At 72.6% G+C, this 18,798-nt stretch carries 16 protein-coding genes and 1 riboswitch; of the genes, 2 read left to right on the top strand and 14 right to left on the bottom strand.

Annotation, left to right across the window (positions count from 1 at the left end):
• Positions 1-16 precede the first annotated feature (16 nt).
• The 5 genes from ABH941_RS26110 to ABH941_RS26090 form a co-directional block, all read right to left on the bottom strand.
• Positions 17-1,006, bottom strand: a complete 990-nt coding sequence (locus ABH941_RS26110) for a LacI family DNA-binding transcriptional regulator (RefSeq protein WP_370131942.1) — start codon at positions 1,004-1,006, stop codon at positions 17-19.
• A gap of 63 nt (positions 1,007-1,069) precedes the next feature.
• Positions 1,070-2,071 (bottom strand): oligopeptide/dipeptide ABC transporter ATP-binding protein, encoded by a 1,002-nt coding sequence (locus ABH941_RS26105; RefSeq protein WP_370131941.1) that lies wholly within the window; start codon positions 2,069-2,071, stop codon positions 1,070-1,072.
• Positions 2,068-4,020 carry a dipeptide/oligopeptide/nickel ABC transporter permease/ATP-binding protein gene (locus ABH941_RS26100; protein WP_370131940.1) on the bottom strand — a complete coding sequence of 651 codons (1,953 nt, stop codon included), beginning with the start codon at positions 4,018-4,020 and terminating at the stop codon, positions 2,068-2,070. Before ABH941_RS26100 ends, ABH941_RS26105 begins: the two co-directional genes overlap by 4 nt.
• The gene (locus ABH941_RS26095; RefSeq protein WP_370131939.1) at positions 4,017-4,967 is read right to left on the bottom strand and encodes an ABC transporter permease; all 951 of its coding nucleotides are present in this window, start codon (positions 4,965-4,967) and stop codon (positions 4,017-4,019) included. Before ABH941_RS26095 ends, ABH941_RS26100 begins: the two co-directional genes overlap by 4 nt.
• 50 nt (positions 4,968-5,017) lie before the next feature.
• On the bottom strand, positions 5,018-6,592 hold the full coding sequence (locus ABH941_RS26090; protein ID WP_370131938.1) for an ABC transporter substrate-binding protein: 1,575 nt from the start codon (positions 6,590-6,592) through the stop codon (positions 5,018-5,020).
• A gap of 186 nt (positions 6,593-6,778) precedes the next feature.
• Between ABH941_RS26090 and ABH941_RS26085 the strand changes: the two genes are divergently transcribed.
• Positions 6,779-8,725, top strand: a complete 1,947-nt coding sequence (locus ABH941_RS26085; RefSeq protein WP_370131937.1) for a CocE/NonD family hydrolase — start codon at positions 6,779-6,781, stop codon at positions 8,723-8,725.
• Between the two features lie 12 nt (positions 8,726-8,737).
• On the opposite strand, the gene ABH941_RS26080 is transcribed toward ABH941_RS26085, so the two are convergent.
• The 8 genes from ABH941_RS26080 to ABH941_RS26045 all read right to left on the bottom strand — a co-directional run bounded on the left by ABH941_RS26080 (position 8,738) and on the right by ABH941_RS26045 (position 16,957).
• Complete coding sequence (locus tag ABH941_RS26080) at positions 8,738-9,985, bottom strand: MFS transporter (RefSeq protein WP_370131936.1); 1,248 nt, start codon at positions 9,983-9,985, stop codon at positions 8,738-8,740.
• Between the two features lie 6 nt (positions 9,986-9,991).
• On the bottom strand, positions 9,992-11,353 hold the full coding sequence (locus ABH941_RS26075; protein WP_370131935.1) for a condensation domain-containing protein: 1,362 nt from the start codon (positions 11,351-11,353) through the stop codon (positions 9,992-9,994).
• Positions 11,354-11,359: 6 nt separating this feature from the next.
• Positions 11,360-12,721 carry a condensation domain-containing protein gene (locus ABH941_RS26070; protein ID WP_370131934.1) on the bottom strand — a complete coding sequence of 454 codons (1,362 nt, stop codon included), beginning with the start codon at positions 12,719-12,721 and terminating at the stop codon, positions 11,360-11,362.
• Positions 12,718-14,535, bottom strand: coding sequence for an AMP-binding protein (locus ABH941_RS26065; protein WP_370131933.1), 1,818 nt, complete (start codon positions 14,533-14,535; stop codon positions 12,718-12,720). Before ABH941_RS26065 ends, ABH941_RS26070 begins: the two co-directional genes overlap by 4 nt.
• Before the next feature lie 166 nt (positions 14,536-14,701).
• Positions 14,702-15,436 (bottom strand): GNAT family N-acetyltransferase, encoded by a 735-nt coding sequence (locus ABH941_RS26060; protein ID WP_370131932.1) that lies wholly within the window; start codon positions 15,434-15,436, stop codon positions 14,702-14,704.
• Between the two features lie 25 nt (positions 15,437-15,461).
• A riboswitch (SAM riboswitch) is annotated at positions 15,462-15,575 on the bottom strand.
• A gap of 76 nt (positions 15,576-15,651) precedes the next feature.
• Positions 15,652-16,020, bottom strand: coding sequence for a fluoride efflux transporter CrcB (gene crcB, locus ABH941_RS26055; protein WP_370131931.1), 369 nt, complete (start codon positions 16,018-16,020; stop codon positions 15,652-15,654).
• Complete coding sequence (locus ABH941_RS26050) at positions 16,020-16,433, bottom strand: DUF190 domain-containing protein (RefSeq protein WP_370131930.1); 414 nt, start codon at positions 16,431-16,433, stop codon at positions 16,020-16,022. The genes crcB and ABH941_RS26050 overlap by 1 nt, the downstream gene beginning before the upstream one ends.
• On the bottom strand, positions 16,430-16,957 hold the full coding sequence (locus tag ABH941_RS26045; protein WP_370131929.1) for a CrcB family protein: 528 nt from the start codon (positions 16,955-16,957) through the stop codon (positions 16,430-16,432). The genes ABH941_RS26050 and ABH941_RS26045 overlap by 4 nt, the downstream gene beginning before the upstream one ends.
• A gap of 238 nt (positions 16,958-17,195) precedes the next feature.
• On the opposite strand from ABH941_RS26045, the gene ABH941_RS26040 reads away from it, so the two are divergent.
• Complete coding sequence (locus ABH941_RS26040) at positions 17,196-18,014, top strand: DUF1684 domain-containing protein (RefSeq protein WP_370131928.1); 819 nt, start codon at positions 17,196-17,198, stop codon at positions 18,012-18,014.
• A gap of 47 nt (positions 18,015-18,061) precedes the next feature.
• Here the strand turns inward: ABH941_RS26040 and ABH941_RS26035 are convergent, their stop codons facing one another.
• Positions 18,062-18,775: a class I SAM-dependent methyltransferase gene (locus tag ABH941_RS26035; protein ID WP_370131927.1), complete on the bottom strand. Its 714-nt coding sequence runs from the start codon at positions 18,773-18,775 to the stop codon at positions 18,062-18,064.
• Between the last annotated feature and the right edge of the window lie 23 nt (positions 18,776-18,798).

Here is an 18,798-nt window from a genome sequence, read left to right as displayed (position 1 = left end):
GTGGTGCCTCCTGTCGTCAGGTGGTGTCCCGGACCACCAACTCGAGTCCGAGGGTGATGCGTTGGACGGCGGTGGACGTTCCGGCGATCAGCTGGGCGAGTAGCCTCGCGCCGATGGCGCCGGACTCCTCCAGCGGCTGGCGGACGGTGGTCAGTCCGGCCGCCTCGGCGATGCTGTTGTCGTCGAAGCCGACGATCGCCAACTCCCCCGGCACGTCGACGCCGCGGCGGCGGCACTGCAGCAGCAGGCCCGCCGCCAACAGGTCATGGTGGGCGAACACCGCGGTCGGTCGCGGGCTCTGAGCGAGGATCAGGTTCAGCGCCTCGTGTCCGCCGGCGATGTCGTTGCGCACCAGCACGGTGTGCACCCGGTCCTGGCCGAGGCCGGCCTCGGCCAGGACCCGGAGGAAGCCGGTGTTGCGCCGCTGGCCCTGGGAGACGAACGCGAACGACTGCTGCGGCTCCTGGACGAAGGCGAACGAGGTGTGGCCGCGCGACAGGAGGTGGCGGGCGATGATGGCGCCGCCCTCCTCGTCGTCCACGTCGACGGTGCTGAACTCGGGGCGCCTGCTGTCCACCAGCACCGTCGGCAGCCGACGGGTGATCAGGTGCTGTGCCAGTGCGTCGTCCAGCGGCAGCCCCATGATGAGCAGGCCGTCCAGCCGTCCGGTCACCGGGAGGGTCCGCAGCAGCGGGGACATGGTGGCCGCCGCGGAGACATGGTCGTAGATCACGATGTCCGTCGCGGTGCCGTCGGATTCCGACAGCACCCCCATCAGCCGCCGCCGGTAGGAGTCGTAGGAGGTGAACGGCGCGAAGACGCCGATACGGCCGACGCCGCGGCGGGCATGGCTGACCGCTGTCGCCTTGGGGACAAAGCCCAGCTCGTCGATGGCGTCCAGCACCCGCTCGCGGGTCGCGGCCTTGACCCGCTCCGGCCGGTTGAGCGTCTGCGAGACGGTGGAGATGCTCACCCCGGCCCGGGTGGCGACGTCATAGATGGTCACCGTACTCACCGCGGCGGCCCGTCCTCACGGCAGCGGCCTGGCATCGGCGGCATGGGGTGTCTCCTAGGGTTGGAGGGCGCTGGGCTCCGCGATCTCGGGGTAACGCAAGCAGGCCAACTGCCCACCGTCAACGCTCTCCAGCGGCGGGAGGATCCGGCGGCAGGGCTCCTCCGCATGGGGACATCTCAGCGCGAAGGGGCAGCCTGCGCCCGGCCCGCCGCTCCGGGCGTCGGCAGTGGGGGCCCGCCGGCCGTTCCTTCTGCGGGCCTGCTCCTCGGGGTCCGGCACCGGGGCTGCGGCGAGCAGGGCCTGGGAGTAGGGATGGCGCGGGCGGTCGCAGACCTGCTCGGTGGACCCGGTCTCCATGATGTGCCCGCCGTAGAGCACCACGACGCGGTGGGCGACATGGCGGATGAGCGCCAGGTCGTGGGTGATGAACAGATAGCTCACCCCCAGATCGCGCTGCACCTGGTTGAGCAGGTTGATCACCTGGGCCTGGATGGACAGGTCCAGCGCGCTGGTGGGCTCGTCGCAGACGATCAGCCGGGGACGGATGATGAGGGCGCGGGCGATGGCGATGCGCTGCCGCTGGCCACCGGAGAAGTGGGCGGGGTAGCGGCCGGCGGCGCTCGCGGGCAGGCCCACCCGCTCCAACGCGTCGGCAACCTGCTCACGCGGGGTGCCCGCACCAGGACGACGGTGCACCAGCAGCGGTTCGACCAGGCTCTGACCGATGGTGCGCACCGGGTTCAACGAGCCGTACGGGTCCTGGAAGACGGCCTGGATCTCAGCCGTCAGAGCACGTCTGCGACGCGGGTCGGCGCGGGTGATGTCCTCGCCGTCGAAGCGGATGCTGCCGGAGTCCACCGGGGTCAGCCCGAGGACGGCGTTGCCCACCGACGACTTGCCGGATCCGCTCTCCCCGACGAGCGCGACGGTCTCGCCCCGGCCCACGGTGAGGCCCAAGCCGTGCACGGCGGTCAGCGCCGGCCGGTGCCGTCCACGTCGGTAACGGACCGCCAGACCGTCTGTCTCCAGCAAGGGCACGGCACGGGTGTCGGTCATCGTGCCACCAGCCGGTCGACGTGGATGCAGCGCGCGTCGTGCCCCGCCGCCACCGTCGTCAGCGGGATCGCAGCGGCGCCGCACTCCGCGGTGGCGTAGGGGCAACGCGGCTGGAAATGGCAGCCGGTGGGCCACGCCGAGGGCGACGGCACCGTACCGGGGATCGCGGGCAACGCCCGCCCCACCGCCGCCAGATGCGGATTGGCGGCCAGCAGGGCCAGCGTGTAGGGGTGACGCGGGGCGTGGTAGAGCCCGCTGACCGACGCCTGCTCGACCACCTCGCCCGCGTACATCACCACCGCCCGCTCGCACAGGTCGGCCAGCACCCCCCAGTCGTGGGTGACCAGGACGACGGCCATCCCGGTCCGTGCCCGCAGCGCGCGCAGCAGGTTCAGGATCTCGGCCTGCACGGTCACGTCCAGGGCCGTGGTGGGTTCGTCCGCGATCAGCAGGTCGGGCTCACCGGCCAGCGCCAGCGCGATCGCCACCCGCTGCGCCATGCCGCCGGACAGTTCGTGGGGGTAGCTGCGGGCGACCGAGCCGGGATCGGGCAGATCCACCATCTCGAACAGCTCCCGTGCTCTGACCCCGGCCTGGCGACGGGTCAGCCGATGGTGCCGACGGACCACCTCGACCAGCTGGGACCCCACCCGGAAGGAGGGGTCCAGGCCGCTCATCGGCTCCTGGGAGATCAGCCCGATCCGGGATCCGCGCAGGCGTGCGACCTCGCGTCCGGCCAGATCCGCGAGGTCGCACCCGTCGAAGACCACCGACCCGGCGGTGACCCGTCCGCCGCCCGGCAGCAGCCCCACCAGACTGCGGGCGGTGACGGTCTTTCCGCAGCCCGACTCCCCGACGATCCCCACGCACTCGCCCGGCGCGACGTCGAAGCCGACCCCGCGGACGACCGCGACCTCCCCCTCCGGGGACGGGAAGGCGATGGTCAGCCCCCGGACCGAGAGCAGCGGGGCAGCGGCCCCCTCGGCCGCCGGAGTGAGCGCGTCGGGCAGCGGGTCGCGCCCGGCGGTCCGGCGGCGGCGCCCGGGCCGGACCGTGGTCCCCCGCGCCCGCCCCACCGTCAGGTCGTGGACGGCGTCGCCGAGCAGCCCCAGCGCCAGCACGGTGACCACCAGCACGCCCCCGGTGGGCACCAGCAGCCAGGGGTCCACGCTGATGACGCTCGCGGCCTCGCCGACCATGTTGCCCCAACTCGGGCCCTGGGTCTCGGGGGTGGCCAGCCCCAGGAACGACAGCGCGGTCTCGGCCAGCACCGCGCTCGCGGCGAACAGCGACACCTGGACGATGACCGGCCCGGCCAGCCTGGGCAGGATGTGCCGCCGCAGGATGGCCGGACCGCTCAGACCGGAGAGACGGGCCGCCTTCACATACAGCTCGTTGCGGACCGCCAGGGTCACCGCGCGCACCACCCGCAGCAGCGAGGGACTGCTGATCACCCCGAAGGCGATCATGGCGGCAGCGTTGTTGTCCGGGAACACCGCCAACACCATCAGCAGGGCGATGATGCCCGGCACCGCGAGCACCAGGTCGCCGAGGCGGGCGATCAGCCGGTCGGTCCGGCCGCCGACGAACCCCGCGACCATGCCGAAGGTGACCCCGAGCGCCACGAAGACCAGGACCGCCTCCGCCACTCCCAGCAGAGTCGGCCGGCTGCCGACCATCAGCCGGCTGAACACGTCGCGTCCCAGCCGGTCGGTGCCCAGCCAGTGCGCCGCGCTCGGCCCGGAGAGGGTGCGGGCCAGGTCGTCGGCCTCGGGATCCAGCGGCGTCAGCAGCGTCCCCCCGGCCGCGACCACGACCAGCGACAGCAGGTACGCCGCGGACAGCAGGCCCAGCGGCTGCCGCAGCAGGCCACGCCAGGGCCGCCGGGGGCCGGCCGTCGCCGGACCGGTCTCCTGGACCGTCTCCGCCGAGGTGACCATCGCCGTCATGAGGCACGCACCTTGGGGTTGAGCAGACGGTAGGAGACGTCCACGAGCAGATTGGTGACCACCACGACCACGGTGAAGACGAACGCGACCCCCTCGATCATCGGCAGGTCATGGCTCCCGCTCGCGGTCATCGCCTGCTGCCCCAGGCCCGGGATCGCGAACACGTCCTCGACCACCACGGTCCCGCCGAGCAGGCTGACCAGCAGCAGCCCCAGCAGGGTCACCACCGGGATCGCCGCGTTGCGCAGCGCGTGCTTCAGCACCACGGAGCGGGTCGACAGACCGCGGGCGCGCAGCATGGTGACGAACTCCTGGGAGAGCACCTCCGCCATCGCGTCCCTGGTCTGCTTGGCGATGAAGGCCACCGCTCCGGCCGACAGCGTCAGCACCGGCAGTACCAGACCGCGCAGCCACTGCGAGGGGTCCGTGCCGAAGGCGGTGTAGCCGGTCGCCGGGAAGGCGGAGAGCCTGACCGCGAACAGTTCCACCAGCACCAGGGCCAGCCAGAAGTTCGGGATCGCCAGCCCTCCCAGCGAGACCACGTCGACCAGTCGGCCCAGCACGCCGCCGCGCTGCGCGCTGACGATCCCCAGGGCCACTCCCACCAGCCCGGACACCACCAGGGTGGCGACGATGACGGACAGGCTGGGCCCGATCCGGCTGCTGAGCGCCTGGGTCACCGGCTGCCCGTTGAACAGGTCGGTGCCCATGCTGCCGTGCAGCAGGTGGTCCAGCCAGTGCCAGTACTGGACCGGCAGCGACTGGTCCAGGCCCATCAGGCGGCGCATCTCCTGGTACTGCTGCGGTGTGTAGCCGCCGCTGCGGGCGTTCAGCACCGCCTTGGCGGCGTCCCCGGGCGCCATCGCGACCAGCACGAAGGTGAGGACGGTGACCACGAAGAGCAGCACCAACGAGGAGAGCAGCCATCTGATCGCCTCACGGACCATCGGTCCACCTCACATCCTTGAACGGGACACAGCTGGGAAGAGGAACGGCCTCAACCGGCCGGCTGCACCTCGTAGAGGTCGAGCAGCGGCTCGGTGGCCGAGGTGCTGATGCCGCTGACGGTGCTGCGCGCGTAGTACGGCAGCCCGGTGGTGACGACCGGCACGAACCAGGCCTGGTGCACCAGGTAGCCCTCGATCTGCTGGTCCAGCGCGGTCTGTGCGGCTCCGGAGGAGACCGCCTCCTGGTTGTACAGCCTGGTCAGGCCGGCGTCGGCGGTGTGCAGCGGGTTGAACGCGGCCGTGGGCATGAACAGCGAGGGCCCCTCCATCCAGACCGGAATGGCACCGAACGAGGTCATGAAGGCCGGGAAGGCCCCGCCGAACGCGGCCGCGGCGTACTTGTTGGCGTCCGCGTCGTCGGTGATCTGCAGGTCCACGCCGATCTTCTGCCACTGCTGCTTCAGCGCCTGCGCCAGGATGTTCAGCTGCTGGTAGTCCGGGGTGACGACCTTCAGCTGGAATCCGCTCCCGTAACCGGCCGCGGTGAGCAGGGCCTTGGCCTTGTTCACGTCGTAGGGGTAGGTCGAGTTCAGCTGGGCGTCATAGCCGTACCCGTCCGGGACGGTCATCTGGTCGGTCGGCTGCCCGAGCCCCTTGAACAGCGCGTTGACGATCGACGTGCGGTCGGTGCCGTAGTTCAGCGCCTGCCGGACCCGGACGTCGGCCAGCGGCTTGGCCAGCTTGCCGTCCCGGTCGGCCAGCACCACGCCGGACCACAGCAGCGGCGAGGAGGCGACGGTGAGACCGGCCTGCTTGGCCGCGGCCTGGGTCTGCGGGTCACCCTGGGCGACGTCGGCCTGGCCGGTCTGCACGGTGCTGAGCACCGACTGGACGTCGGCGACCACCCGGATCACGACCTTGTGCCAGGAGACGGACTTCGCGTCGTAGTAGTGCGGGTTGGGCACGTAGGTGTAGTGGTCACCGGTGACGCTCTGGCCGGCGTCGAGCAGGTAGGGGCCGGCGCCGGCGGTGGCGGTGCCCAGGCCGGCCGGGGCCGCCAGCCCGGCCTTGCTGATCATCCCGCCGACCACGTAGTCCTGGGTCAGCAGTTGCGGGAAGTTCGGGTCGGGGGCGCCTGCCTTGATGGTGACGGTGAGCGGATCGGTCGCGGTGAAGGTGTCACCGGCGAGGAAGGGAGCCATCTGTCCCTTGGCGGCCACCACGTAGTTCAGGTCGTCGGCGACGGTCTGCGCCGTCAGGTCGCTGCCGTCGGAGAATTTCACCCCGGACCGCAGGTGCAGCACGAACGTGGTGTTGCCGGTCCCGGTGTAGGACCAGGACGCGGCGAGGCCGGGGACCAGGGTCCCGTCCGCATGACGGACGATCAGCGGCTCGTAGGCCAGTTCGGTGAACCAGGCGTCGTTCTGCACGGCCTTGGCCGGGTCCAGAGTCTGCGGGGAGACGTCGGTCACCACCGTCAGGGTGCCGCCGACCCGGCCGCCGGTACCGCCGGCGCTGCCGGTGCCGGACTGCGTCGGCGACTTGGCGCCGCTGGAGCACGCGGCCAGACCGAGCACCAGGGCAGCGGCCGCAGCGATGAAGGCCTGTCCACGGGTCGTCGTCAAGGAACGCACCATTGCCTCCTCAGTACCACGCCGGCAGATGCGGTGACTGCCGGTCGGTCGTCCATTGGTGACGTACCGTCAAAGTGCGGTGGTGCAACGCTGATTCAATCAACTGCCGCCATCGCGCCTTCGTCAAGAGGTTTTTGCGAAGCACTTCTCCGTCGTAGACTGCTCAGGGGAGGACCCATGACCCCTCTTCGGCCCACCGGCGCATCCGAGCACCCGGCCGCGTTCGCGGTCGACGTGGTGCACGACGTACGGATTCCGACCGCTGTTCCCCAGCAGACCCTGGCCGCCGACCTCTACCGGCCGGTGACCGACCGCCCGGTGCCGCTGCTGCTGACCGTGCTCCCCTACCGCAAGGACTTCGTCGCCGGGGTCGCCCACGCGGGCCCGGGCCGCTGGTTCGCCGAACGCGGCTACGCCAGTCTGCTCGTCGACCTCGCCGGGACCGGCTCCTCGGACGGGGTACGGCGTCCCGAGTTCGATCCGGGCGACGGCGACGACGCGGTCGCGGCGATCAACTGGGCGGCCGGGCAGCCCTGGTGCGACGGGTCGGTCGGCATGTGGGGCCATTCCTACGGGGCGATCACCACGCTGCGCGCCGCCAGCCTCGGTCCGCCCCAGCTGCGGGCGATCATCCCGCTGATGCACGGGCTCGATCCGGAGCTGGACACCGTCCACCCCGACGGCGCGCGCGGGGATCTGCATGCGCTGGCCAACCGCGGCACCTCGATGCTGGTCCAGCAGCTGCTGCCGCCGCTGATCAACCACAAGTCGGAGGCCGAGCAGCAGCGCTGGCAGCGCCGGCTGCACCGGACCGAGCCGGTGCTGCTGGACTTCGCCCGGCACGGCCCCGGTGATCCGGTCTGGCGCGAGCGCGCGATCGACGGCGCCGCCATCACGGTTCCGGCCCTGTGCGTGGGGGGCTGGCGCGACGCCTTCCCCGACCCCCTGATCCACGCCTACGAGCGGATCAACGGACCGAAGAAGCTGCTGATGGGGCCCTGGGGCCATGTCATGCCGCAGCACGCGACCCTCGAACCGGTCGACTTCCTCCCGCTGGCCCTGCGCTGGTGGGACCACTGGCTGCGCGGACACGACACCGGAGTGATGGACGAGCCCCCGGTGACGCTCTACCAGCAGGGGGCGCGGCCGCGGTGGCGGGCGCACGCCTGCTGGCCGCCCGCGGACGGGACACTGTCGCTGGCGACCCGGGGGGACGCCGTCCTGATGGCGGCGACCGCAGACCGGCCGGAACCGGGCCGGACGATCGCCGAGTACCGTCCCGACCCGACGGTGGGGTCACTCCGCGGCGTACCTGGACTCGGCCTCGGCGAGGCCTGCCTGACGCAGGATCAGCACGACGACGACATGCGGTCGGTGGTGGTGGAGAGCGAACCGCTGCCGGAGGAGCTGATCGTGGCGGGCCGGCCCGAGGTCGTGGTGACGCCGGCCGACGCACCGGACCCGCCCGTGCAGCGGCTCGTCGTTCGGCTGACCGAGGTCGACCCCGAGGGGCGGTCCACGCTGATCACCGTCGGCGTCCTCTGCCCCCCGGCGCCCACCGAGCGGTACCGCGTCGCGCTGCGCCCCACCGTCCACCAGGTACCGGCCGGGCACCGGCTCAGGGTGGCCCTGGGCGACTCCGACTTCCCCCGGCTGAACCCGCTGCCGGCGCCGGTGGACCTGCGGGTCACCCGGGTCGAACTGATTGTTCCCACACTGGAGTCGAGCGCCGGATCGTCGGTGGACCTGCCCATGCCTCCCGCCCCGGAGACCGGCACCGCCGAGTCCGGGCCGCCCGCCGACCTCAGCTGGACGATCACCCGCGACCTCATCCACGACGGCGTCGAGGTCGCCGTCAGCGCCGCTTCCGCCGACTCCACCACCGACCAGGGGCACCGATTCCGCTCCACCAGCAGCCTGCTGGCGAGCGTCCGGCGGAGCGAGCCGCACGCCGCCGTCACCCTGGGCAGCCACAAGGCCACGGTCACCATGAGCACCGGGGAGTCGGTGACCACCACCGCAACCGTACGCTGCTCGCTGACCGCGCTGTGGGCCGGCGGCGAGGTCACCATCGACGGGGTCACCGTCTTCGCGCAGACCTGGGAGGCGCCGCTGGGACAGTGACGGACAGCCGAACTAGGGTCTTTCCGGCGCACGCAGGAGCAGCGCGACGACCAGCGCCGCCGCGGCCAGCGCCAGCGCGCCGCCACCGAACGCGGCGTCATATCCGGCAGCCAGTGCGGCATTCCCAGCAGCGTGTGACAGAGCCGTGCGCTCGGCCGCGAGCCCGGACAGCAGCGCGAGACCGATGCCGCCGCCGAGCTGCCCGGCGGTCTGGTACACCGCCGAGGCCACCGCCTCACGACCGGGGACGGCGGTGGCCACGACGCTCACCGGGACGGACTGCACACCGAAGCCGAGGGCCAGCAGCCCCAGCCAGGGCAGCAGTTGAGGAAGTCCCGCCCCCGCCGGCAGGCGCGACAGCGGGGCCAGACCGGCCACCGCGATCACCAGCCCGCCGAACGCCACGGCCCTCAGCCCGAAACGGCGGATCAGCCCCGGTGCCATGGTGGCCCCCAGCAGGATCCCGCCGCTGAGCGGGAGGAAGGCCAGTCCGGCCTGGACCGGACCGCAGTGCAGGATGGTCTGGACCCACAGCGTGCTGGTGTAGCCGACCGCGACCAGCGCCGCCGAGGTCAGCGCCAGCACGGTGTCGGCTCCGGCCAGGCTGCGGATCGGAAGGCGGCTCGGGGTCCGGCCCGCAAGGCGGCCCGCCGACACCCCGTCGGGCAGCAGCCGCCACCCGGCCACCGCCGCCCCCACACAGAGCGGCACCGGAACCAGGAACACCGCCGACCAGCCGAAGACGCCGGTGAGCAGGCCCCCGATCATCGGCCCCAGGGCGATCGCGCCGGCGCCGGCCGCGCTCCATCCCGCCAGGGCCCGGGCGTGACCGACGGCCGTGGGGAACGCCAGGGTGACCACCGACAGCGCGGCCGGGCAGCCGAACGCGCCGCCCACCCCCTGCACCATCCTCCCGGCCACCAGCACGGTGCTCGACCCGGCCAGCCCGCACACCACCGAGCCCAGCGCGAACAACGCCATCCCCGCGGTGAACACCCTTCTGGGCCCCAGCCGGTCCGCGGCGTACCCGCCGAGCAGCAGGAACCCGCCGAACGCGAAGGTGTAGCTGTTGACCACCCAGGGCAGCCCGAGCGCCGAGAGCCGCAGCGCACTGCGGATCGTCGGCAGCGCCACGTTCACGATGGTCGCGTCGGCCAGCACCAGGAAGTTGGCCACGCACACCACGGCCAGCAGTGCCCCGTTCCGGGAGTCCGGACCACCGGGGGTACGCGCGACGGCCGCCGCGGTCGTCTGCGCCACGGCGGCTCACCTCGCCGTGTCACGGCGCCGGGCGACGGACGGCGCGGCCGTCGGCGCCGGAATCGGCTGGACGGCCTCCTCACGGGCCACCCGTACCACCGCGGCCGTGAACGACTCGGCGAGCTCGGCCGTGCGAGCGGCCGAATACAGACCGTCATGGACGCAGATCTCCCCGCGCAGCACACCGTCCCGCTGGTGCCGCAGCACATAGGTCAGCGGCAGCACCTCGGGATGGTCCTCGGTGTGGCGCGGTGCCAGCCGGGTGGGCTCGACCGGCCGGTCGGTGACGGTCAGTTCACCGCCCGGGGCGACCACCACCCCGCTCCTGGCCGCGCCGTAGGGCAGGTAGTTGTAGCGGGTGTCGTACAGGCGGCCACCACGCGGTCCAAGGTCGTCCGGCACGACCCGGCGGATCAGGCCCAGCGGCAGCTGATGGGCCATCGCCTCGCGATGGGCGCGGTGAACCCGGTGCAGCAGCTCGCGGAAGGCGGGGCGTCCGGACAGGTCGACCCGCACCGGCACATGGTCCAGCAGCGGTCCGACCACCCGCTGCAGCTCCGGACGGTCGCGACCGGCCCGGGTCATCCCGATGACCACGTCGTCACCGGTGACCGGTCGGCGCGCCGCGAGCAGCACGGCCAGCAGCACCGCGCCCACGCCGACGCCCTCGGCCTGGGCCAGCCGGACCAGGGTCACCATCGCCTCCCAGGGGACGTCCGGGATCGCCTGCGAGACGAAACGCCCGCCGACCGGCGGCAGCTGGGCCAGCGGCGGCAGCGCGGCCAACCGCTCGTGCCACCAGGCCTCCGCCTCGGGATCGCGGAAAGCGCGCTCCCACTGTGCGAAGCGGCCGGGCTGGACCCTCAGCACCGGCAGCCTGGCCGGCCTGCCGGTGGCCTGCGCCCGGTAGCAGCGCACCAGTTCGTCCCGCAGCACCCCGTGCGACCAGCCGTCGAAGACAAGATGGTGGATGAACAGCGCCAGCACATGTCGGCGCGGGCCGAGCCGGAAGAGCAGTCCATGCCACAGCGGCGGGGTGTCCAGCAGCCGGGGACGCCCCGCCTCCACGACGATCCGGTCGTCCACGGCCGCCTCCGGAGCCGGAGCTCCGGACAGGTCGACGGTGCGCAGGTCGACCCGCACCTGCGGCCACACCACCTGGTCGACGTCCGTGCCCCGACTGCGGAACGACGTCCGCAGGGCGTCGTGCCTGCGGGTGAGGTCCTCCACCGTCCGGGTCAGCGCGGCGGTGTCCAGCTCCCCCGCCAGGTTCCAGGCGACCGGGGTGCTGAACCAGGAGCGGGCGTCCCGGCAGGCCGAGAACCAGTCCCGCTGGTAGTAGGTGGACGGGTAGTGGATCGGTTGCATCTCCGCTCACCTCGTGGGCACGACGAGCGATCTGACGGTGGCCCCGGGATTCCACGCGGCCTTGGCGAGCAGCGCGCTGAAGCGCTGTCCGTGACGCGCCACCGCGTCGACGGAGTGCAGGCCGGCGTCGCCCTCGATCTCGCCGCCGAGACCGCGGCCGTCGATCCGGGGCCGGTAGGCCAGCACCGCGTCGCCCAGCCACCAGGGGTCCGGCCTGGTCTTCACGATCCCGTACGGGAACTCCACCTCGGTGGGCGGCGCCGCGTCGGCCGGGCCGTGACCGGGCGCGGACGCACCCTGCGGGCTCGGCGGATTCGGCGGATTCGGCGGGGGCAGGAAGTTCAGGTTGACGGCGAAGACGGGCGGCTGCTGCCGTCCGAGCAGCGGCAGCAGCACACCCAGCGGCAGCCGGTGGTCGTAGGCGTCCAGCAGCGCCTCGCGCACCCGCCCCAGCAGTTGGCTGAAGGTCGGGTTGCCCCCGGCGTCCACCACCAGCGGCAGTTGGTCCGTCAGACAGCCCACCGTCGAGCGGAACCGGGGCAGTTCCCGGTTGCCCATCGTCAGCCCCAGCACGACCCGGCCGCTGTCCGCGCGTCCACCCGTATGTGCGGCGACCACGGCTGCCGCCAGCACCGCAGTGAGGGTGGTCCGGTGCCGGGCCGCCAACCGCTCCAGCGACTCCAGCACCTCCCTCGGCAGCAGCGGGAGCGAGGGGCGGACGGCCAGGTGCTCGCCACCGGTCACAGCCGGCAGGCCCAGCCGGTCGTCGGCCGAACCCAGGGCGTCGGCCCAGTAGAGCTGCTGCGCCGCACTCGCCCGCACCGCGCGCTCGCGGACGGCGAAGTCGCCCATCTGGGCCCGGACCGGGGCCGGTTGTACGCCGGCCCAGAGCTGCTTGATCTCCTCGACGACGACCCGGCTCGCCGCCAGGTCGGAGACGGCATGGTGCATCCACACGATCAGCAGATGGTCCTGCGGACCAAATCCGTGCAGCTCGGCCCGCGCGAGCGGCCCGCCGTCCAGCTGGAACGGGCGCTCGGATCCGGCCAGCAGCAGGCGCGGGAACACGTACTCCAGCGTGCCCCGGTGCTGTTCGGTCTCCACCGGGATCGAGCCGCCGACCGCGATCCGCTGCTCCATCGCACCGTCAGAAGTCCTTCCCAGCACGGTCCGCAGCGCCTCATGGCGGCCGACCAGGACTCCCAGCACCTGGTACAGGTGCCCCACGTCGAGCCGTCCGCGGAACCGGAGCACCGCCGGCACATTGATGGCCGAGAGGCCCGAGGGCGACCAGAGCGACTCCTGCGGAAAGGAGACCGGGCAGGTCCTGGTGGAAGCCAGGGCCACCGTGTCGAGCCGGGCGGTCACAGCAGTTCCCTGGCGGCAGCCGGGGCGCGGTCGACCCGCGCGGCGAACGCCCGCAGGCTGGTGGTGTCCAGCAGGTCGCGGAGCCGCAGCTCCTTGCCCAGCCGCTCGGACACCTGGGCGATCACCTCCATCGCCGTCAGCGAGGAGCCGCCGGCCCGCAGGAAGTCATCGGTGGCGGAGACCCGGTCGACGTCGAGGGCGGCCGCCCAGATGTCGGCGACGGCCTCCTCGGTCCGGGTGGCCGGCGGCACATGGGCCTGCTCGCCGGACTCCTCCGTCAGCAGGGTCCGCAGCTGTCGCTTGTCGATCTTGCCGAGCATGTTCCGGGGCAGGTCGTCCATCACCACGATCCGGTGCGGCGCCGCCATCCCCTGCCGTTCGCGCACATAGGCGCCGAGCGCCTCCGTGGCCAGTCCGGGCGCGGCCCGGACCACGGCCATCACGCACTCGGTCAGCACGGGGTGCTCCACCCCGACCACGGCTGCCTCGATGACCCCGGGGTAGTCCATGATGGTGGCTTCGACGTCCAGGCTGGAGACGTTCAGGCCGCCGGTGTTGATCAGGTCCGGGTTGCGGTCCACGAGGAAGAAGTAGCCGTCCGCGTCGAGCACGCCGATGTCCCCGGTACGGGTCCACCCGTCGGCCAGAAAGACGGTGGAGGCGCCGCTTCCCGCGTCGCCCTCGCCGTCGTAGCGGCGCTGCGGCGCGTCACTGCGCAGCTGGACGTCCCCGGCCACCCCGGGCGGAACGACCCGGCCGTCGGCGCCGACGATCCGCACCTGTGATCCCGCCGAGGGGCGCCCCAGCGACTTGGGCCGGGCCGGGTCGTAGTCGGTGCCCATCCGGCGCGGCCAGGACTCCGTGGTCGAGTAGACATTGCGGATCCGCGCGGTGCCGAACAGCTCCGCGAGCTGCGCCAGGGTGGCCGGGTGGATGGGCGCACTGGTGGTGCGGACCTGACGCACCGAACCCAGCTCGTAGGAGCCCCGGGCCGCGGCGTTGACCAGCGCGATCGCCATGGCCGGCACCATCACCACATGGGTGGGCCGGTACTGCTCGACGGCCCGCAGCAGAGCCTGGGGGCTGAACCGCGGCAGCGTCAGGACGCTGTGCGGGCTCGGCCCGAGCGGCTGGACCAGCAGCCCCTGGCCCACCGTGGTCCCCGGCGGGAGGGAGTGCAGGGCGGTGCTGGCGTCCCGCGACAGCGAATGCATCAGCGGGTACAGGATGTTGGCGTGGGTGGCGACAACTCCCTTGGGAACCCCGGTGGTTCCGGAGGTGTAGATGATCTCGGCGTCGGACGCCGGGGTGAGCGCGATCCCGTCCCGGGTGGTCGCGATCCCGAAGGTCGCCGTCGACCGTCCCTCGGCCAGCTCGGCGACGCCCGCGGACCAGCCGCAGCGAAGCCCCGCGGGGACCGCGCCCACGGCGCCGACGGCACCGGACGCCCGGAGCACCATGGCCGTCTGCTCGGCCCCGGCCGCCTGCGAGACCGGCACCGCGACCGCTCCCGTCTTGAGCACGGCGACCCAGGCCACCGCGTAGTCGATCCAGTCCGCGGTGGAGCACGGGAGCAGCACCCGGTCGCCGGGGAGCACACCGCGGTCCACCAGGCCCCGGGCCACCGCGTTGGAGGACTCCTCCCAGGCCGCCAGCGTCAGCGTGGCTCCGTCGACGACCTGGTGCGCCGTCGCGTCCGGCCGCTCGGCGGCCCGCTGCCGCAGCTGCGCGGGGACGGTCCAGTCGAGCGGACAACTGGACAAGGTGATGGGGTTGGGCGTCTCGGGGTTGGGCGTCTTGGAGTTCGCAGTCACAGCACTATCCCTCCAGCGGAGCCGACAAGCCCCCTGCTGGATCCGGGAATTCGCCCGCCACGCGCCGTCGCGTATCAGTACTCACACGCTAAGCCCGTGCCCCTGGCATTGTCTTCCGGCATATGACGGAATCTTCGGCTCCCCCTGAAGACGGACGTCCTCCGGACTACGCGCGCCCCTCAGCGGGAACCCGCACCGCCACAAAGCTCACCTCACGGCGCAGCCGGAACCCCAGTGACAGATAGAGCCTGATGGCGTTGGTGTTGGTGGCCGCCGCGTGCAGGAACGGGGTCTCGCCGCGGGCCCGGATGCCGTCCGCGACGGCGAGCACCAGCCTCGTCGCCAGCCCCTGGCCGCGGTGGCTGTCGGCCGTGCAGACCGCGCTGATCTCGGTGAAGCCCGGCGGGTGCAGCCGCTCGCCGGCCATCGCCACCAGCCGGCCCTCGCGGCGGATGCCGAGGTAGGTGCCGAGTTCGACGGTCCGGGGCAGGAACGGTCCGGGCTTGGCGTGCTCCACCAGGGCCAGCATCTCCGGCACGTCCTCCGGGCCCAGCCGGACCGCCTCGCCGTCCGGGGCGGCGGCGATGCCGTCGTCGACCAGCTGCACCCCGCGGAGGTCCATCACCGTCTCCCAGTGCGGCGGCGGCGAGCTCTCGATCCCGGCCACCGGGACCACCGTGCCCGGCCCCAGCAGCGCGGCCACATCACGCCAGGTCTGCTCGTCGGGCTCGTCCGGCAGGGCCACGAACGGCGTGACGTCCGAGGGGTAGCGGAGCACCGCCCCCCGGCGTTCGGCGAAGTGCGCGTGCGGGCCGAGCAGCGCGGCACGGGCGGGGTTGTCCAGCGGGTGACGGGGGGCGGCCGTCGACGGGGCGCTCTCCCGAAGGGACTCTGCGGGCATGGCGGGGCGGGGCCTTTCTGATCGGATCTCGCGCTTACAGGACGGCGCAGCCGTCCTGTCGGGTCATCACCTGGAGCACCCCACCGCGGACGAGGGTTGCCGGCCAGCAAGCCAGGGCTCGACGCTGACACTCATGACCACAGATCACGTTAACCTCTTGGCGACCTCCGGGCAATCCCCATCCCTCCGGTAGGCATTGGCCCCGACCGGGGGGCTCACAGCCAGGTCAGCAGCCCGTAGCCGAGCGCGGCCGCGGCCAGCCCCAGGCCGAGACTGCCGACGGCGTTGAGCCCGGCCTCGGCCACCGAGCCGTCCTCCATCAGCCGCACCGTCTCGTAGGAGAAGGTGGAGAAGGTGGTGAAACCGCCGCACACCCCGGTGCCCAGCAGCAGGCTGAGATCGGGCGCGAGGTGGTGGTGCACGGTCGCGGCGCCCAGGGCGCCGAGGACGAACGAACCGGTGACGTTGATGGCGAAGGTGCCCCAGGGGAACACGCTGTCATGGCGCCGCTGCACGGCCCGGTCGGCCAGGAACCGCAGCGGCGCGCCGAGCATCCCGCCGAGGAAGACCATCAGCACGGGCATCAGGACTTCTCCTCGCTCGGGACGGCCGGTGCGGCGGGAGCGACGAGTTCGATCTCTTCGACGGTGACCAGACTGCGAGGGCTGATCTCACGCAGCTCTGGCACAAAGGCGCGGATGCGTTCGGGGGTGTCGATGATGACCACCAGCAGCGGCAGGTTGTCGGCCAGGTCCAGCAGCCGTGAGGTGTGCACGGCCCGGGAGTTCCGGCCGAAGCCCTCCATCCCCCGGAAGACGCTTGCTCCGGCCAGCCCGGCGCGGTGCGCCCGGTGCACGATCTCGGTGTAGACGGGGCGATGGTGGAACTGCTCGCCGTCGGCGAGGTGCACGGTCAACCGCAGGGCCGGCCCGGACAGTTCCTCGCGCGGCTCGGCTGCCCGGTCGTCCTCGTGGTGGCGGTGCAGCAGCGGGGTCATCGCGAGGCTCCTTCGGCGGACGGCTCTTCGGAAGGCAGGTTCGCCGGGGGCGGGGCAGCCGCGGGCCGGCCGCCCCCGCTGCGGCGGCTGGGGCCCCGCCGCACCGGGAGCCCGGTCAGCCGCCGGACCAGGGCGATCCCGGTCCAGACGGCGGCGAGTCCGGCGATCAGGCTGGTCAGCGCATAGGCGTCGGCGAGCGAGAGGTGCCCGGTGGCGATCAGTCCGCGGGTCTCGTTCATATAGGTGGAGAAGGTGGTGAAGCCGCCGAGGATGCCGACCCCGAGGAAAGGGCGGCGGTAGCGCGAGGGCGGCCAGACCTCGACGACGTAGACCATGAGCGCGCCCAGCAGCAGGCTGCCCAGCACATTGGTGGTGAACGTCGCCCAGGGGAAGCCGCCGGCCGGAGTGGCCCAGCCGCGGGCCAGCCCATAGCGGGCGACGCTGCCCAGCCCGCCGCCGAGCGCGACGACGGCCAGCACGTCCCAGTGCCGGGTCCGCCCCGGCTCGGGTTCCGATCCGGGCATCAGCCCTCCACGAAGGCGAGGTGAGCGGGGCATGCTTCTCCTACCTGAATCCAGGGTCGCCGAAAGGTCGACCGCCAGGTAGGGACCGTTGGCAGCGGAATGCTGCGGTTCTACGGCGAGCCCCTCCGCCGTGGCTACGAGGATAGCGGTCCCCCGACCGAATCCGCCCGCACCACCCCCGGCCGACGCGACATACCGCGGCAGCACGCCGTTCACAAACCGCGCTCAGGATCGAGGTATGACGATTCAGGAGATCGACCGGGAAAGCTTCGTCGAGCAGTGGGAGCAGTGGCACCGGGCGCATGAGCGGGTGCTGGCCGACCCGCACGGGTTCCTCGCCATCACCAGCCTGCACTGGCTGGACGAGCGGCCCACCCGCTTCGAGGACGCTCCGGGCGCATGGTCGACCACCGCCGACGGGGTGGTCGTGGACCTGGCCGAGGGCGAGGAGCTCACCGTCGACGGCGTTCCGGTCGTCGGGCGGCACAGCTTCGGGGTGATCGCCGAGCGGGACAGCCTCTACCTCGGGACCGGTGACGCGGTGATCGAGGTCGCCAGGCGCGGCGGGCACGACATCCTGCGCCCCCGCCACCCCGAGAACGCGCTCAGGGTCGGCTACACCATCACTCCCGCGTACCAGCCGGACCCGCGCTGGGTGCTGACCGGCCGCTACCTGCCGTTCGAGCAGCCGCGTCCGGTGACCGTGGGCGCAGCGGTCGAGGGCCTCCAGCATGTGTACGACGCCCCGGGACAGGTCGAGTTCGAGCTCGAATGGACGACGCACCGGCTGACCGCGTTCAACGGACGGGAGCCCGGCAGCCTCCACATCCTGTTCACCGACGCCACCTCGGGCGTGACCACCTACGCGGCCAACCGCTCGCTCTCGGTGCCGGCGCCGGACGCCGAGGGCGCGGTACTGATCGACTTCAACCGCGCGACCAACCTGCCCTGCGCCTACACCGATCTGGCGACCTGCCCGCTGCCGCCGACCGAGAACCGGCTGCCGGTGCCGATCGAGGCCGGCGAGAAGATCCCCTTCGAGCGCCTGGGCGGCTGAGCGCGCAGCCCCCTGACTCAGCAGCCCCGGGCTCAGCAGCCCCCGGCTCAGGCCGGACGGCGGGCCAGCACCATCCGGCAGCGCGGCCCGCCGCCGGGCAGCTCACCGAGCGCGGTCAGCGGCACCGTCGAGACGGCGAAGCCGGCCTGCTCCAGCTCGGCTCGTACGACCGCGAGTTGGAAGGTCCGGTAGTACATCACGAAGGTCGGGCGCAGCAGCGCGTTGCGGACCCGCATCGCCGCGTCGAAGCCCCACATCGCCCAGTACAGCGGCGAGCCTACCGGCGCGGGAGCGGCGATCGGGAAGGCGAACAGCCCGCCGGGCCGGAGCGCCCCGTGCACCTGCGCGAAGAGCACCGGGCGCTCCCGGGGCAGGAAGTGGCCGAAGGCGCCGAAGCTCACCGCTAGGTCGAACTCCGGCGTGAAGGGCAGCCGGCGGACATCCGCCCGGACCCAGTCCACGCTCGGCTCGGCCGCCCGCGCGACCTGCAGCATGCCGGCGCTGAAGTCCACCCCGACCACCCGCTTCTCGCACAGCTCCCGCAGCACTCCCGAGCCCGCGCCGGTGCCGCAGCAGAGGTCGACCCCGCTGCCGAACGGCCCGAGCGGCTCCAGGGCCTCGGCCACCGCGTCGAGCACCCGCTCGGGGGTACGGAAGGGCGTCCGGTCGAACCTCGGCGCCAGCAGGTCGTACCCGTGCTCGATGGAGGAGAGCGCCTGCACGGTGAGCTCGCGGAGCGTCGGGCCCTGGGGAGAGAACACCCCGGCAGCGTAGCGCGCGGCCC

Source organism: Streptacidiphilus sp. EB103A (assembly GCF_041261405.1).
Lineage (GTDB): Bacteria > Actinomycetota > Actinomycetes > Streptomycetales > Streptomycetaceae > Streptacidiphilus.
Note: the sequence above shows the minus strand (reverse complement) of the source record. Positions and strands in the feature narration are given on the sequence as shown.

What these genes read in the sequence shown, in the direction of transcription:
- ABH941_RS26105 (WP_370131941.1), bottom strand. Translation starts at nt 2,071, where the DNA reads ATGACCGACACCCGTGCCGTGCCCTTGCTGGAGACAGACGGTCTGGCG.
- ABH941_RS26100 (WP_370131940.1), bottom strand. Translation starts at nt 4,020, where the DNA reads ATGACGGCGATGGTCACCTCGGCGGAGACGGTCCAGGAGACCGGTCCG.
- ABH941_RS26095 (WP_370131939.1), bottom strand. Translation starts at nt 4,967, where the DNA reads ATGGTCCGTGAGGCGATCAGATGGCTGCTCTCCTCGTTGGTGCTGCTC.
- ABH941_RS26085 (WP_370131937.1), top strand. Translation starts at nt 6,779, where the DNA reads ATGACCCCTCTTCGGCCCACCGGCGCATCCGAGCACCCGGCCGCGTTC.
- ABH941_RS26075 (WP_370131935.1), bottom strand. Translation starts at nt 11,353, where the DNA reads ATGCAACCGATCCACTACCCGTCCACCTACTACCAGCGGGACTGGTTC.
- ABH941_RS26060 (WP_370131932.1), bottom strand. Translation starts at nt 15,436, where the DNA reads ATGCCCGCAGAGTCCCTTCGGGAGAGCGCCCCGTCGACGGCCGCCCCC.
- crcB (WP_370131931.1), bottom strand. Translation starts at nt 16,020, where the DNA reads ATGCCCGTGCTGATGGTCTTCCTCGGCGGGATGCTCGGCGCGCCGCTG.
- ABH941_RS26050 (WP_370131930.1), bottom strand. Translation starts at nt 16,433, where the DNA reads ATGACCCCGCTGCTGCACCGCCACCACGAGGACGACCGGGCAGCCGAG.
- ABH941_RS26045 (WP_370131929.1), bottom strand. Translation starts at nt 16,957, where the DNA reads ATGCCCGGATCGGAACCCGAGCCGGGGCGGACCCGGCACTGGGACGTG.
- ABH941_RS26040 (WP_370131928.1), top strand. Translation starts at nt 17,196, where the DNA reads ATGACGATTCAGGAGATCGACCGGGAAAGCTTCGTCGAGCAGTGGGAG.